Raw genomic sequence first — 13780 nt, forward strand, 5'->3', positions numbered from 1 at the left:
CGCCGGCTAAAGGGTCGTGGGCAGGACCGGGTGGCGCTCGAACAGGATGGTGCCGCGCACGACGGCCTCCTTGTACAGCACCGCCGGGCGCCCGATCGGATGCTGTCACGGGGGTCGGTCATGGGGCCACACCGGCCCCTCGCCACCGCGAGCACATTCTCCCTTCGATACCGCCGTCGTCTCTTTGGTAGGGGGTGGGGCCCGTCCGCTCCGGTTCGACGCCGCGGGCGCGCAGCGCCTGCAACCCGTCCTGGCGGCCGCCTTCGGCATCGGCGTCCTCGGTGAGCGCCCCACCGCGAGCCAGATCGGCGGGTGCGCGCTGGTGGTCGCCGTCGTCTGGTACACCGGCCGCACGCCCCGGTCCCCGTAGTCGGGCCGGCCCCTTCCCGGAGTCAGGTCTCCCGCCCCGGCCCCGCGGGAACGCGGGGTCGGGGACCGCGGGCGGCCTCGTCGCGGCCGCGGCAGGCCAGGACGTCGGCGCGCTCGTTGCCGGGATCGCCGCTGTGGCCCTTGACCCACTTCCACTCGATCTCGTAGCGCAGGGCCGCGGTGTCCAGGCGCTTCCACAGGTCGGCGTTCTTCACCGGCTTGCGCCCGGCGGTCTGCCAGCCCTTGCGCTTCCAGCCGTGGATCCAGGCGGTGATGCCGTTGCGCACGTAGGTGCTGTCGGTGTGCAGGTGCACCGGCAGCGGCCGCTTCAGGCTCTCCAGCGCCATGATGGCGGCCATGAGTTCCATCCGGTTGTTGGTGGTGTCGGCCTCACCGCCGTAGAGCTCCTTCTCGTGGCCGCCGTAGCGCAGCACGACGCCCCACCCGCCCGGCCCGGGGTTGCCGCTGCAGGCGCCGTCGGTGTAGATCTGCACGGCGTCGGCACCCGGTTCCGCCCGTTCGTTCACTCGCACGCCGCGCAATCTATCCGTTCCGCCCCGGCCCCGGCGACCCGCGGCTCCCGCGGGCCCGCCGACTACTCCAGGTACGCGGCCACCTTCTCGGGCGAGGAGATCTCCTCGGCGAACCGCATGGGGTTGTCCAGCCCGCTGATGACCAGGTCGGTGACGGCCGGATTCGTCCTCCCCGCCCGCATCAGCTCGAAGGCGTGCTGCGGGATGTCCTCCTGCTCGACCCCGGCGAGCAGGTTCGCCAGCCACGCCGTGTAGCGGGCGTAGCCCCAGTACTCGGCGAAGGCGTCCCGCATGAACCCGGCGTCGAAGGACCCGTCGCCGTGCGCGGCGATCCGGTTGAGGTAGACGTGGGCGCAGGCGGTGGAGTTGTTCCAGCTCTGCATCATGACGGGCTCGCTGGAGAGGACCACGTCGGCCATGCCCAGGACGCTGCCGCCCGAGGGCAGCTCGCCGACCGGCTGCCGGACGTAGGGGGTGATCGTCTCCAGGTGGATGCTCTGCTCGTCGACGAGTCGGGCGCCGGAGAGCTGCGCGTGCAACTCGGGCGCGTGCTCGGCGAAGACCCCGAGCAGCCGCCGGAACATCTGCTCCGGGGTCCGCCGCTCGCCGGAGAGGTCGAGCGGCCCGCCCGGCTCGGCGTACAGCGCCATCCGGTGCGCCCGGCCGTAGGGCGTCAGCGCGGGGTCCAGGCGCATGGCGCCGAGATCACCCATGAAAACGGCCTGGATGCGGTCGTGTTCGTTCAGGGCCGCCCCGTGCACGTAGGCGTCGACGGCGACCTTGGGGCGTCCCCCGGCGGAGCGGGAGCGGTCCGGGGCGAACAGCCGCCCGAGTTCGCCGCCGCCCACGGCGACGACGATGAGGTCGTACATGGAGGTGAAGTAGTCGAGGTCGGTGACCGTGGCGCCGTGGATGGTGACCTTGCCGCCGCGGTCCTCGAACGCCTCCAGCCAGTCGGCCATCTTGACCCGCTGGTCCATCGACACCCCGCCGCCCGGGATGTGGCCGGTGAAGTCGAGCATCGGCTCGCCCGAGTCCGTCCTCAGGTCCAGGGCGATCGACTCCACCCGCGGGGCCTGGTCACCCCAGAGGTCCAGGTCCATGCCGCGTTCGTAGGCCAGCACGCTGGGGAAGGTCAACTGGCCGGTGGAGATCGGTCCGTACCGGATCTCGTCGGAGGTCCGCCCGGTCAGCAGCGTGACGTCGTAACCCCGCTGCAGCAGGCCGTGGGCGAGGAGGAGGCCGGATTGACCGGCGCCGACGATCAGGATCCTTCGCATGCATGCCGCCCTTGCTGTGGGTGTGCGGACGGACCGCGGCCCTACCGCAGGACGCGGCCAGTGGTCCGTCCGGCACCGGTCGTTCTGTGAAGCATTGAGTGAACCGAGTGAGAGGTGGTGTCCCTTTTATCACTGATCGCCGTTGCTCTTCGATGACGAGGGCGCAACCGTGCGCGAATCGGAACCGGGGACGGACCGGATGAGCCCGGAGGAGGGCCGCGGACCGGTGGACGCCCCCGGTTCGCGCCGCCCCGGGGGCCGCGGCGGCGCGACCGGGACGGTGCTGCCCGGGCTGTCGAAGGGCCGTGTCGCCACCCGCCGTCGCCCGGCGCCTCTGTGGCCTGCTCCGCCCTGTCCTTCCAGTGGCCGGACGGCACCGCCGTCTTCGACGGGCTCTCCCTCAGCATCGGCCGGGGCCGCACCGGCCTCGTCGGCGCCAACGGCACGGGCAAGTCCACCCTGCTAGGGCTGCTGGCCGGCCGGTTGCGCCCCTCCGAGGGGTCGGTGACCGTCGGCGGCAGCCTCGCCTACCTTCCGCAGAACGTCACCCTCGACACGGCACTACGCGTCGACCAGGCTCTGGGCATCGCCGAGCGGCGCACCGCGCTGCGCGCCACCGAGGCCGGAGACGTCAGCGAGGAGCACTTCGAGACGGTCGGCGACGACTGGGACGTCGAAGAGCGGGCCCTGGCGACACTGGGCTCGCTCGGACTCGGCGGCGTCGGACTGGAGCGCACCGTGGGCCAGATGTCGGGCGGGGAGACCGTTCTGCTGCGCCTGGCCGCGCTGCTGCTGCAGCGTCCCGACGTTCTACTGCTCGACGAGCCGACCAACAACCTCGACGTGGCCAGCGTGCGGCAGCTGACGAGCGCTCTGGACTCCTACCGGGGCGCGCTCCTGATCGCAGGCCACGACCTGGCCTTCCTCGAATCGGTCGGTATCACCCGCCGGCTGCTCCTCGCGGAAGAGCTTCAGGAGACCACCGCCGAAGAGGTCCGCGACCTGCTCGAAGCCTCAGAGGCCGGCTGAGGGTCCCGCGGCCTCTCGGGTCTCGAGCAGGGTGGCGCCGGCGGCCGGGCGGTCTCGGCCCCGTCCGGCCGCCGGCGTTCCCTCGGGTCCGGCGCGGAACGGACCGGCTACCTCCCTGTTCTTCTCTACGGAGTGAGGAGGAAATGTACGAGGTGGCTTTATCCGGCCGTTGCGGGGGTGGCTGCCCGCGGATGGGAAGGCCCTCTGCCTCTCAGGGGTTGCGCAAGGCCGTGGAATGTCTTTTTTGTCTGCTTCCTGTGGTTCCTCCCGCCTGCGCGTGAATCCGCACGCGTACAGGTCGTCGATCCGGACCACGAGCAGCACCAAGTCCGGAAAAGCCCTCAAAACGCGCTCCCGCAAGGCCGTACCCTGCTCTTCTGTCGGATGTCCTTCACAATTCTCTAATACGCCGCGACACGGATCGTTACTCCATGGTTATGGTGCGGCTGTTGATACTCCGGGTTTTGATCGAACTATACTGCGCCGGTAAGCGGTAAACTCGGGAGTTCAAATGGAAAGAAATGGAAAGCTATTCTTAGGATATGATGCCTCGTGCATCGACTGCTCCGACATCGCGCGGTCGATACGGCGTGGGGCCGGGAACCACATCGAGGTCGTATCGCTACGCTCCCCGCAAATGCGGAAATGGCGTCAGCAGGCTCTCGGCGACGACGCGCCGTGGGCTCCGACTCTGGTCCGAGCGACCGACGACACGGTCGAGGCGTGGACGGGATGGCAGATCGCCCCCGTTCTGTCCCGCCACCTCGACGCAAAGACCACGTGGCGTGTTCTCGGCGCACTCGGGGGAAATGCACTTGATAACAGAAAGAGGAAAGTCCCTCGCTTTGGAAGAAGCGCGTTCATTCGCGGCGCGGTTGGATCCATAGTCGGCCTCGGCGTACTGATGAAGGCGGGCCCGGCCGCCGCAGACACACCTGCCCGTTCCTCGGTGGCCAACGTCAACCCCGATGACGTTGAGGTGCTCCACAATGACCGCTTGATGGCGGCCGCCCGGCGCGGTCTCGCCACCTCGGACTTCGCAAATGTGGCTGACACGTATTCTTTGGTAAGCCCGGGCGGCGCTGCTCCTGCCTCCGCCGCCGAGCTACCGGACTCCGCTCTTCGGGAATCGGATGACGCAACGGGGGAGGTATCGCCGCCCGCCGGAGAACTCGAGGTCTACGGCGTGGAGATCGATCGAGGCGAAGGGATCACCGAGACCAGCGTGGTCTATTACCAGCACGAACAGAGTATGCTCGTGCATGTCAGGGTGCTCGATGAACCAGTCGACGGAATCAAGACGCGAGCCCACCGCCTCCACGTCGAACACGGCTCCTCTCCTGAGCACCCGTTCCTCTCCACTCTCGCGCACAGCATCAACGGAGCAGTCCCGACGCCGATCCCAGAAGGGGATCTGGATACTTTGTCCGCCGATCCATGCGGAGGCTGCAATCTGAGCTGCGGGCCCGGGAACCCGTGCGAGGAAAAGCATCTCACCGAGCAGTGCAACTGGGAGGCCACGTGGCAGTGCGTCGCCGGTTTGGGCGGCTGTGCACTATGCGTGACCTGCGGCGGCTGGTTCACGTGCATCGCCTGCGCACTGGCCTCGTGCCCCGCTGCCGTAGACGCATGCTGCACGTCCACCGACACGCTCTGCGCGATCTGCGTCTATCCGACATAGCAGGGGCGGAAGCAAAGAATGAAGCAAGATGAGTGAATCAGCATGCTAAAAAGCATTTGGAAGAACAGGGCCTATGGGGTCGCGATAGCCGGTTGCATCGTCATTGCTCTCGGAGTGAGCAACCTGGTGCAGCAGGACGCGATCATAGGCTGGCTCGAAATTGTCGGAGGCACAGTGCTCGTCGCCGGAACGATCATCAACTTTGTTCTGGAGGGGAGGAGGTCGGCGCGTCGGCGAGGGCAGGGCGAAACAGGCCGATGAGTACGGGCGTGCTCGTCGGTCCGGACGGTGGGCAGGAAGTCGTTCTTGCCCACCGAGCCCGGACGCGAGTCGGCCGACTGTGCTCCGGATACGCCGATCATGCGCTCCTGGTGACGGACTCGGGGCTGAATTCCGCCACCCCTCATGTGCAAGAGACGGTGGACCGGATGACGGCATCCGGAGTCCACACGGATGTCCTTTCACTGCCGTCGGATCAGACGGGAACCGTGGGATCGGCCCGCCTCGTCCGTGACCGCATGCGCATGACCGGCTCGCGTCTCTGCGTCGCACTCGGCGGCGGGTCCGCCATAGACGCGGCGAAGCTCGCCCGCGCCGCCCACCATCGACCGTGGCTGCTCGATCGGGCCATCTGGCGGCGACCGACCGGGGTGCTCGCCCTCCCCGACTCGCGGGGCCCTGATTCCACACCCCACCTCATAGCCCTCTCGACCCGACCGGGCACCGCCGCGGAGGTGGCGTCCCGGGTCGCGCTCGCCCCGGACACCGGTACGTCGCGCCGGCTCCTGACGGGGGGATTCCTGAGGCCCACCATGGCCCTCATAGATCCGGACTGGAGCTCTACCCTGAGTCGCGAAGCGTGGTTCGAGTCTCTGAACGAGATCCTGTTCCGGATATTGGGGCCTTTTCTCATAACCCGGCGGAGCTCAAAGAGAATCGACCGCACTGCGGTGGAATGGATCGAAGAGATCCTGGATATCGGTGCGCACCTCACGGACCATGAGTATCCGGCCGACGGCCAGCGCCTTCGGACAGCCGAGTTGAGCGTGTCGACGGCCACAGCAGGCCACGTGCACCATTGGGCCCCGACGATGCCGGCATGGTGGTGCATCCAGAACACGGTGGTTGCGCATACCGGACTGTCCAAGGGGACGGCGACCTCCCGAGCACTTCCGGTTCTGCTCGAAAAGATCGCAGACGGCGAGGAATCCCTTGGCTCCGCCGGTCGGCTGCGGACCATGGAGAAGTACAGGAGCTACGAGAAGTCGATGCGGGAGGCGATCGGTGACTTCTGCGCCGCCGCCCGGAACGCCGATGCCGCCCATCACGGACGGCGGTCCGATGAAGAACTCGTCAAATGGGGGAATGAGACCCTGACGCTATGGGGGAGGCACCCCGGAATCGCGGCCTTGGGAGCCAAGGGTGTACGGGACGTCCTGCAGGAATCCGGATTCTGACGAGAAGAACGGGACCGTCTGGTGAGGGCGGGTGCGGGTCCGGGAGTCGAAAGCTCCACCGCTTCGCCTCCGACGTCTCGGACGCGGTTCCGGCCGGCCCCGTTCCCTCGGGTCCGGCGCGGAACGGGCGGGCTACTCCCCCGGAGCCGCGGCGACATCGGCGGGCGCGCCGGTGCGGTGCTGCCGAGGGCTGATGCCGCGGACGCGCTTGAAGGCGGTGCTGAGCGCGAAGGAGCTGCCGTAGCCGACCCGCCGCGCGACCGCGTCGACGGTGGCGTCGGACTCGCGCAGCAGGTCGGCGGCGCGAGGTCGAGGCCCGCGGACCCGAGGGGTGCGCCGTCCGGTTGAGCGCGGACTCCGCGGAGCCGGTGGTCCAGTACATCGCCGCGATCGCCGCGCTCGGCGCCGAGTTCACCCTTGACGCGCCGGAGGAGATCGTCGAGCGCGTATGGGATCTGGGACGCCGGCTCGCCGGGTGAGTGCATCCCCGCCGTCGGCGGGGATGCGGCGGGGTCAGCCGGCGACGGCGCGCAGCGTGCCCGGGCGGCGTCCGGTCAGGTGGTCGAGCCCGGCCGCCGCGCCGTCGTCGTCGGGCAGGTAGACGATGAGGCGCTGGCCGTCGGCGTCGGGGAGGTCCAGCACCTCATAAGCCAGCCGCAGCTCCCCCGCATCGGGGTGGACCCACCGCTCGACGCCGGTGCGCCTGGGCGTGCTCGGCGGCGCCTGCCAGCGCTGGACGAACGCGGCGCCGGCGACGACGGTCAGCTCGTCGGCGAGTGCCGCGACGTGCGGCTCGTCGCGGCCGAAGAGCCTGAGACGGGACACCTGCTCCTCGGCGACGCGGTCCCAGTCGGGGTAGCCGGTGCGGGCTCGGGCGTCGGTGAACACGAACCGCGCGAGGTTGGGCGGATCGGCGAGGCGCTCGAAGCCGTCGGTGAACGCGAGCACGTCGCTCAGCCGGTTGAGCAGCACGGCCGGGCCGGGACCGAGCCGGTCCAGGAGCGCGCGCACCGTGGGGCGGACCGTGCGCGCGGGTGCCGCGGCGCCGCAGGAGGCGCCCCCGGCGGTCTTGGCGAGGCGGCGCAGGTGGACGCGCTCGTCGACGGAGAGCCGGAGCGCGTCGGAGAGTGCGCCGAGCACCTGCGCCGACGGGTGGCTGTCGCGTCCCTGCTCCAGCCGCGTCAGGTACTCGACGCTGACGCCCGACAGCGTCGCCAGTTCGGCCCGGCGCAGCCCCGGCGTGCGGCGCCGGGCGCCGCCGGCGGGCAGTCCGGCATCGGCGGGTGTGACGGCTTCGCGGCGCGCGCGCAGGAACGCCCCCAGATCGCTGTCGCTCATGCGCCGAGCCTAGCGGTCGCCCGGCGCACGAGACCGGCCTCGGCGGGGCCAGTCTCCGCGCGGTCTCCCCGCGCCGCGACGGCGACGAAACGATGGCGACATGAGCAACGGAACCGACACTCCGCCGAGGACCGCCATCGTCACCGGAAGCACCTTGCTTGGGGCTGAGCTTGGGTTGCCTGCCGCGCAGCTTGCCCTTGGCGCGAGCGACGGCCATGCCTTCGCGGGTGCGCATCCGCAGGAGGTCGACTTCGAACTCGGCGAAGGCGGCCAGGATGTACTGGGGCAGGTGCAGTATTGGCAGGCTGCGGTATTCGCCCCGGGGCCCGGTCGGTGATCGGGGCCCGTGGCGTTCTATCTGCCGGCCTGGTCAGGGGAAGGGACATCGCGGCTTCCGGGAGTCAGCCGTGGTAGGGCTGGGGCAGGCGGGCCAGCGCTGCTTCGGTGACGGCGTCGGTGCTCAGGGGCTGGAGCATGGGTCGGCGTTGGATGTGGTGTTCGGCGGCCAGAGCCGTGTGAGTGTAGGAGTCCGCGGCTTCCTTTGGGCGGCGGCCGGTGTGCTCCCAACCGGTGACGGGAGCACACCGACACCCTCGGCTCACCCCCCGGCGCGGGCATTCCGTTCCGGGACACCTGGCCCTGGCGCTCACCGCTGGTTGGCGTTGCGGCTGATCCTGGCCAGGGAGGCCTCGACGTCCACCTTGTTCCGGGGCTGGTTGTAGGGCAGCTTGGTCAGGGCCATGCCCATGGCACAGGTGTTGGTGATCGCGGCGAAGGTCAGTCCGGCGCCGATGAATCCGGCGATCCACACCGCGGGCGGCCACCAGATGCCCGCGATCACCGACAGCAGGACGATGCTTCCGGCGACTAGGCGTACCTGCCGCTCCAGCGCCCAGCGCTCGGGGCCTCTGATCACCGGTGCGCCGGCAGCGGTCCAGGCGTTCATGCCGCCTGTCATCACCGCGGTGTCCCCCAGTCCGGCCCTGGTGAGCTTGCCCTGGCACTGTTCGGCGCGGTTGCCGGACTGGCAGATGAGCACCATCTGTCCTCCGGCGTCCTGGGTGATTCGCTCCAGGTGGCGGTCCACCTGTCCCAAGGGAAGGTTGATCGCTCCGTCGATGTGCGAGCTCTCATACTCAGCGGGTGTACGCACATCCACGAGCAGAGTGTCGGGGTTGGTCTCGATCAGAGCACGGACAGCGGCGGCATCGATGGCCTTCGGCGGCATGGGTGACTCCTAGTGGGTCTGGTGGGTGCGGGGGTGCCAGCCCGCTGCCGGGCTGGCCCCCCGGGGAAACGCTGTGGACAGGGTCTTCCGGGAGGGTTGGAAGGAGCCCTTCAGGTTAAGCGGAGGCGAGCTGGTAGGCGTTGTAGCCGCCGACCAGGTCGGACACCTCCTGGAAGCCGCGTGCGCGCAGGTAACTCGCCGCGACACTGGAACGGTAACCACCGGCGCAGTGCACGACCACAGGACGGTCGGTGGCCAGTTCGTCCATCCGCTCGGGAAGGTTGGCCAGCGGGATGTGCGCCGCGCCCTTGATGGCGCCGCCTTCGCGTTCGGCGCTGCCCCGTACGTCCACCACGACCGGGGCCTGGTCCTTCCGCAGCGCGCTGTTCAACTCGGTGGCGCTGACGCGCGGGGCCCGGACGGTCTCTTGGGGAACCTGGGCCATGGCCGACTCGGGCTGGGGCAGATAACCGGCGACGTTGTCCAGGCCGATCCGGGCGAGGCGGGTGACCGTCTCGCGCTCTCGGCCGGGGTCGGTGACGACCAGGATCGAACTGCCGGGTTCGACCATCATTCCGGCGGTCTCGGCGAAGCGGCCCTCGGTGCCGATGTTGAGGGCGCCGCGCAGGTGTCCGGCGCTGAAGGCCTGCTGGTCGCGGGCGTCGACCACGACCGCGCCCTGGGCGCGCAGGTCCAGGAACGTGTCCAGTTCCAGTGGCCGGACCAGGGCGTCGATGTCGACGGGGTCGCGCTGTTGCCTGTTGCGGGCCGCGTCGTAGGGGAAGTAGTTCGGGATGGCCTCCTGGCCCTCGCGGACCAGTGCGACGAAGTCCTCCTCGCTCATCGGCTGGCACGCGTAGTTGGTGCGGCGCTGGTCACCGATGGTGGACTGGGTCTCGGTCGAGATGTTCTTTCCGCAGGCCGACCCCGCGCCGTGGCCCGGGAACAGGCGGGTGGCGTCGGGCAGGGCCATGAGCTTGTCGTGCACCGAGTCGTAGAGCATCGGGGCGAGCTTGTCGGGCGTGTGGCCGAAGGAGGCGGCCAGGTCGGGGCGGCCCACGTCACCGATGAAGAGCGCGTCGCCGGTCAGGACACCGTAGGGAACCGTGTGGTCGGGCTTTTCGTAGACGAGCACACTGATGGATTCCGGTGTGTGGCCGGGGGTGTGCATGATCTCCAGGGTGACCTCGCCCAGGCTGATGCGCTCTCCTTCGGCCAGGCGGCGGATGGGGAACTGGGTCTCGGCCGTGTCGCCGTAGCCGATCCAGGCGCCGGTGCGCTCGGCGATCTCGAAGTGCCCGGAGATGAAGTCGGCGTGCAGGTGGGTGTTGATGACGCCCTCGACGGTGAGGCCCTGGTCGCGCGCGTCGTCGAGGTACTCGTCGACGTCGATGCGCGGGTCGATGATCACGGCCTTGCCGGTGCTCTCGTCGGCGACCAGGTAGGAGGCCTGGGAGAGGCAGTCGAGGTAGTACTGGGTGAAGATCACGGTTCGCTCCTTGTCCGTAAGACCCCCGGGGGTATGCCAATGATCTGGGTGCCCCTGGGTGTGTGTTGAGAGGGGGGGTCCGTGCTGCCCTCCAGCGAGGACCGGAAGCCTACAGAGGGGTCAGGGGAGACTTAGGGAGAATTCCCCGGGTTCTGTTTGGCCTGACAGGAGTGGTCTGGGTGTGTTGCAGCCGGAGCAGAGTACCACCGCTCGTCTCCGCCTGGAGTCCCAACCTGTCATCACCTCTCTCGTTCTCACTCGGACCAGCATACCCCCGGGTGTACCTATTCCTGGCGGAGTCTTCCTGCATCCGTATGGTCGCCCTTACTCGGGAGGTGTCCTGCGGGCTGGCGTGCCACCGAAGACAGCCGCCGTGAGGCATGCCCGGGCCTCCCCGGAGCGTGGATGAGACAGGTTGGAAAAGGACGATGCCCAGGTCAGTGAGCAAGCAGGGGGCATCCGAACGCGCAAGGAGATCGGCATCGAGCGCTGCGCGCTGAAGGTTCTCCGCGGTGACTTCGATGCCAGCGCCCAAGCACATGACAACAGCGCCAGCGCTCTCGTTCAGTGGACATTGACAGCGACCGCCCGGTGAACCGCCCCGACGAACCGACCGCCGGGTGGGTTCCTGCCGGAGGGCGATTGTGGTGGAGGCCGTGGCCGCGTGATCGGTGCGACAGCCGGGCGCCCGGACCACTGGCGGCCTGAGGGGAAACGCACCTACGAGCAGAGGAACAAGCCATGGACTATGCCCGTACGATCACCTGGACGTGTCCTACCAGGAAGCCGTGCCGCAAGTGAAGGAAGCCTTCAAGGCCCAGGGGTTCGGCACGTTGACCGAGATCGACGTACAGGCACCCCTGAAGGAGAAGCTGGGTTTGGACATGGAGCCCTACACGATCCTGGGCGCCTGCAACCCCGACCTCGCCCACCGGGCTCTGGAGGCCGAGCGGGAGATCGGGCTGCTCCTGCCCTGCAATGTGGTGGTGCGCGCTCATGATGGTGGTGTCCTCGTCCAGGCGCTGGACCCGCAGGTCATGGTGAGTGTGCCTGAGCGCGACGCACTCCAGCCCATTGCGGAGGAGGCCGACACCCGTATCCGGGCCGCTCTGAACTCACTGAACCCGGAAGGTGCCTGACCTTCGCAACCGCCACAGCGGGCAGGAGTGTGGACACGCGCTCTCGAAGGTGCGCGTCCGTCATTGGACTGCGGATGTGGTTGCGGCTCCCACCGGTGTGTTCTGTCCGCCTCGCCCTCTGTCCACCGGAACACGACCCTTCGGCTCCGTTCTCAAAGCTGCTGGTTCTGGTCGGCGTGTCCGTTAGGCGCCGGCTCCCGCGACGGGAACACATACGGGAGGGGGTACGTTGGAACCGGTGAAAGGCGGTGGAACATGGACATGTCCCCGGAGTTGGTGGGCGATGCCCTCACCCGACTGCGCCGTGCCCAGGGCCAGCTGATCGGTGTGATCTCGATGATCGAGGAGGGCGAGGACTGCGCGGCGGTGCTCACCCAACTCGCGGCGGTCTCCCGTGCGCTGGACCGGGCGGGCTTCAAGATCGTGGCCAGCGGGATGCGGCACTGCCAGGCCGCACGCGAGCGGGGAGAGGAACCGCCGATGACCGAACAGGAGCTGGAGAAGCTCTTCCTCTCTTTGGCCTGATCGGAACGCGCGGCAAGGCGGCTTGCCGCGCATACGTTTGCCTGTCTTATACCCCCCGGGGTGTATTACAGAAAGCATCGAGGAGTCACTCAACGTATGGATGTGCGTGGGAAGCAAGGAGAGTGATCACGATGACTGCCGGAATCGACGTCCAGGTGATCGATACGTCCTCACTGGGCGACCGCAGCTACCTGGCCACCGACGGCGAGGTCGCGCTGGTGGTCGACCCCCAGCGCGACATCGACCGCATCATCGCACTGGCAGGACGCCTGGGAGTGCGCATCACCCACGTGCTGGAGACCCACGTCCACAACGACTACGTCTCCGGTGGGCTGGAACTGTCCCGGCTGACCGGCGCGACCTACGCGATGGCGGCCGCCGACGAGGTCCCCTTCCAGCGGATGCCGCTGGCCGACGGCGACCTGGTGGAGGTCTCCCCGCGTATGCGGATGCGGGCCATCGCCACCCCCGGACACACCTTCCACCACCTGTCCTACGGGCTGGAAGGCCCCCAGGGAGCTGAAGGGGTGTTCACCGGCGGTTCGCTGCTGTTCGGCACCACCGGGCGCACCGACCTGCTGGGCCACGAGCACGCCGAAACGCTGGCCCGACACCAGCACGCCTCCGCGCACAAACTCGCCGACCTGCTGCCCGAAGGGGCACAGGTGTGGCCCACCCACGGTTTTGGCAGCTTCTGCTCGGCCACCCAGGCCGAAGGGGACGCCTCCACCGTGGGACGGGAGAGGGAACTCAACCCGGCGCTGCGCCTGGCCGCCGAGGAGTTCGTCACCCAGACCCTGTCGGGTCTGGACGCCTACCCCGCCTACTACGCCCACATGGGGGTCACCAACCTCGCCGGTCCCGAACCGGTGGACCTGCGCGCCCCCACCACCGCGGACCCGCTACAGCTGCGTCGGCGTCTGGAGGCGGGCGAGTGGGTCGTGGACCTGCGCAACCGCAAGGCCTATGTGAGGGCGCACCTGGCCGGCACCGTCAGCCTGGCTTTGGACGGGCCGATGGCCACCTGGCTGGGCTGGATGATCGACTGGGGAGCCCCTCTCACCCTCCTGGGTGAGACCATCGAACAGGTCGCGACGGCCCAGCGCGAGCTGGTGCGCATCGGCATCGACCGTGTCGCCGCCGCGGCCACCGGCACCCCCGAGGAGCTCGCCGCCGAACCCGACCAGGTCCGCACCATGGCCACCGCCGACTTCGCCGCACTGTCCGCGGCCCTGGAGGGGGAAGCCCCCGACGGCCTGCCCGCGCCCGAGGTCGTGCTGGACGTGAGGATGGGCAACGAGTGGAACGCCTCCCACGTCGTCGGCGCCGTGCACCTCCCGCTGCCCGAGCTGCCCCACCGCATCGACGAGGTTCCCGAGGGAGCGGTGTGGGTCCACTGCGGCAGCGGCTACCGCGCCACCGCCGCGGCCTCGCTGCTGGCCCGCGCCGGCCGCCACGTGGTGGTCGTGGACGACGCCTTCGACACCGCGGTCGACAAGGGCGTCCCCCTCACCACTCCCGCATAGCCGTCCGGCTTTTTCAAGGACACAGAACCGTTCGGGCGTTCACCGGCGACCGGTCCGCGTGAACGCCCGGCGACGCCGTGCACCAGCAGCGACCACGCCCAGACACGCGCTCTGCCACCGGGGTGCCGCCGCGCGCACCCGCCTCCCGACCCGTACGAACACCAACACGCACTGTCGGCGACGGGT

The 13780-nt window shown here is 69.1% G+C and carries 15 protein-coding genes and 1 pseudogene; 10 read left to right on the forward strand and 6 right to left on the reverse strand.

The features are described from left to right. The first annotated feature begins 184 nt into the window (after positions 1 to 184). Complete coding sequence (locus HDA32_RS13185) at positions 185 to 370, forward strand: hypothetical protein (RefSeq protein WP_179643459.1); 186 nt, start codon at positions 185 to 187, stop codon at positions 368 to 370. A 22-nt stretch (positions 371 to 392) separates the two neighbouring features. Here HDA32_RS13185 and rnhA read toward each other — a convergent pair whose 3' ends face one another. Together rnhA and HDA32_RS13195 are read right to left on the reverse strand one after the other, a co-directional pair. Beyond that, complete coding sequence (rnhA, locus tag HDA32_RS13190; protein WP_179643460.1) at positions 393 to 902, reverse strand: ribonuclease HI; 510 nt, start codon at positions 900 to 902, stop codon at positions 393 to 395. Between the two features lie 62 nt (positions 903 to 964). Then, complete coding sequence (locus HDA32_RS13195; RefSeq protein WP_179643461.1) at positions 965 to 2182, reverse strand: styrene monooxygenase/indole monooxygenase family protein; 1218 nt, start codon at positions 2180 to 2182, stop codon at positions 965 to 967. A gap of 336 nt (positions 2183 to 2518) precedes the next feature. Between HDA32_RS13195 and HDA32_RS13200 the strand changes: the two genes are divergently transcribed. The 3 genes from HDA32_RS13200 to HDA32_RS13210 all read left to right on the forward strand — a co-directional run bounded on the left by HDA32_RS13200 (position 2519) and on the right by HDA32_RS13210 (position 6349). Continuing rightward, positions 2519 to 3211 carry an ATP-binding cassette domain-containing protein gene (locus HDA32_RS13200; RefSeq protein WP_312863167.1) on the forward strand — a complete coding sequence of 231 codons (693 nt, stop codon included), beginning with the start codon at positions 2519 to 2521 and terminating at the stop codon, positions 3209 to 3211. Between the two features lie 637 nt (positions 3212 to 3848). Next, positions 3849 to 4892: a hypothetical protein gene (locus HDA32_RS13205; protein WP_179643462.1), complete on the forward strand. Its 1044-nt coding sequence runs from the start codon at positions 3849 to 3851 to the stop codon at positions 4890 to 4892. 257 nt (positions 4893 to 5149) lie between these two features. Next, positions 5150 to 6349, forward strand: coding sequence for an iron-containing alcohol dehydrogenase (locus tag HDA32_RS13210; protein ID WP_179643463.1), 1200 nt, complete (start codon positions 5150 to 5152; stop codon positions 6347 to 6349). 132 nt (positions 6350 to 6481) lie between these two features. On the opposite strand, the pseudogene HDA32_RS13215 reads toward HDA32_RS13210, so the two are convergent. Next, positions 6482 to 6652 (reverse strand): annotated as a pseudogene (locus HDA32_RS13215) (helix-turn-helix domain-containing protein); the annotation flags it as partial. A 41-nt stretch (positions 6653 to 6693) separates the two neighbouring features. Here HDA32_RS13215 and HDA32_RS31420 point away from each other — a divergent pair. Next, positions 6694 to 6828 (forward strand): hypothetical protein, encoded by a 135-nt coding sequence (locus tag HDA32_RS31420; protein WP_281370388.1) that lies wholly within the window; start codon positions 6694 to 6696, stop codon positions 6826 to 6828. Positions 6829 to 6862: 34 nt separating this feature from the next. On the opposite strand, the gene HDA32_RS13220 is transcribed toward HDA32_RS31420, so the two are convergent. Beyond that, on the reverse strand, positions 6863 to 7687 hold the full coding sequence (locus HDA32_RS13220) for a helix-turn-helix domain-containing protein (protein WP_179643464.1): 825 nt from the start codon (positions 7685 to 7687) through the stop codon (positions 6863 to 6865). 100 nt (positions 7688 to 7787) lie between these two features. Here HDA32_RS13220 and HDA32_RS13225 point away from each other — a divergent pair, with 100 nt between their 5' ends. Further along, entirely contained in the window at positions 7788 to 8024 is a 237-nt protein-coding gene (locus HDA32_RS13225; RefSeq protein ID WP_179643465.1) for a hypothetical protein, read from the forward strand. 309 nt (positions 8025 to 8333) lie between these two features. On the opposite strand, the gene HDA32_RS13230 is transcribed toward HDA32_RS13225, so the two are convergent. After that, the gene (locus tag HDA32_RS13230) at positions 8334 to 8915 is read right to left on the reverse strand and encodes a rhodanese-like domain-containing protein (RefSeq protein WP_179643466.1); all 582 of its coding nucleotides are present in this window, start codon (positions 8913 to 8915) and stop codon (positions 8334 to 8336) included. 115 nt (positions 8916 to 9030) lie between these two features. After that, complete coding sequence (locus HDA32_RS13235; protein WP_179643467.1) at positions 9031 to 10404, reverse strand: MBL fold metallo-hydrolase; 1374 nt, start codon at positions 10402 to 10404, stop codon at positions 9031 to 9033. A gap of 415 nt (positions 10405 to 10819) precedes the next feature. Between HDA32_RS13235 and HDA32_RS13240 the strand changes: the two genes are divergently transcribed. The 4 genes from HDA32_RS13240 to HDA32_RS13255 all read left to right on the forward strand — a co-directional run bounded on the left by HDA32_RS13240 (position 10820) and on the right by HDA32_RS13255 (position 13594). Continuing rightward, positions 10820 to 10999, forward strand: a complete 180-nt coding sequence (locus HDA32_RS13240) for a hypothetical protein (RefSeq protein WP_179643468.1) — start codon at positions 10820 to 10822, stop codon at positions 10997 to 10999. Positions 11000 to 11174: 175 nt separating this feature from the next. Then, a complete protein-coding gene (locus HDA32_RS13245; RefSeq protein ID WP_218882439.1) occupies positions 11175 to 11543 on the forward strand; it encodes a DUF302 domain-containing protein in 369 nt (122 codons plus the stop codon). Positions 11544 to 11798: 255 nt separating this feature from the next. Further along, positions 11799 to 12068, forward strand: coding sequence for a metal-sensitive transcriptional regulator (locus tag HDA32_RS13250; RefSeq protein ID WP_179643469.1), 270 nt, complete (start codon positions 11799 to 11801; stop codon positions 12066 to 12068). Between the two features lie 131 nt (positions 12069 to 12199). Continuing rightward, on the forward strand, positions 12200 to 13594 hold the full coding sequence (locus HDA32_RS13255) for an MBL fold metallo-hydrolase (protein ID WP_179643470.1): 1395 nt from the start codon (positions 12200 to 12202) through the stop codon (positions 13592 to 13594). The last annotated feature ends 186 nt before the right edge of the window (positions 13595 to 13780 follow it).

The sequence above is a fragment of the Spinactinospora alkalitolerans genome, assembly GCF_013408795.1.
In the GTDB taxonomy this organism is placed as follows: Bacteria; Actinomycetota; Actinomycetes; order Streptosporangiales; family Streptosporangiaceae; genus Spinactinospora; species Spinactinospora alkalitolerans.

Bases quoted from the DNA above. Each gene is read 5' to 3' on its own strand.
- HDA32_RS13195 (WP_179643461.1), bottom strand. From the start codon at position 2,182: ATGCGAAGGATCCTGATCGTCGGCGCCGGTCAATCCGGCCTCCTCCTC.
- HDA32_RS13205 (WP_179643462.1), top strand. From the start codon at position 3,849: ATGCGGAAATGGCGTCAGCAGGCTCTCGGCGACGACGCGCCGTGGGCT.
- HDA32_RS13210 (WP_179643463.1), top strand. From the start codon at position 5,150: ATGAGTACGGGCGTGCTCGTCGGTCCGGACGGTGGGCAGGAAGTCGTT.
- HDA32_RS13220 (WP_179643464.1), bottom strand. From the start codon at position 7,687: ATGAGCGACAGCGATCTGGGGGCGTTCCTGCGCGCGCGCCGCGAAGCC.
- HDA32_RS13225 (WP_179643465.1), top strand. From the start codon at position 7,788: ATGAGCAACGGAACCGACACTCCGCCGAGGACCGCCATCGTCACCGGA.
- HDA32_RS13230 (WP_179643466.1), bottom strand. From the start codon at position 8,915: ATGCCGCCGAAGGCCATCGATGCCGCCGCTGTCCGTGCTCTGATCGAG.
- HDA32_RS13250 (WP_179643469.1), top strand. From the start codon at position 11,799: ATGGACATGTCCCCGGAGTTGGTGGGCGATGCCCTCACCCGACTGCGC.
- HDA32_RS13255 (WP_179643470.1), top strand. From the start codon at position 12,200: ATGACTGCCGGAATCGACGTCCAGGTGATCGATACGTCCTCACTGGGC.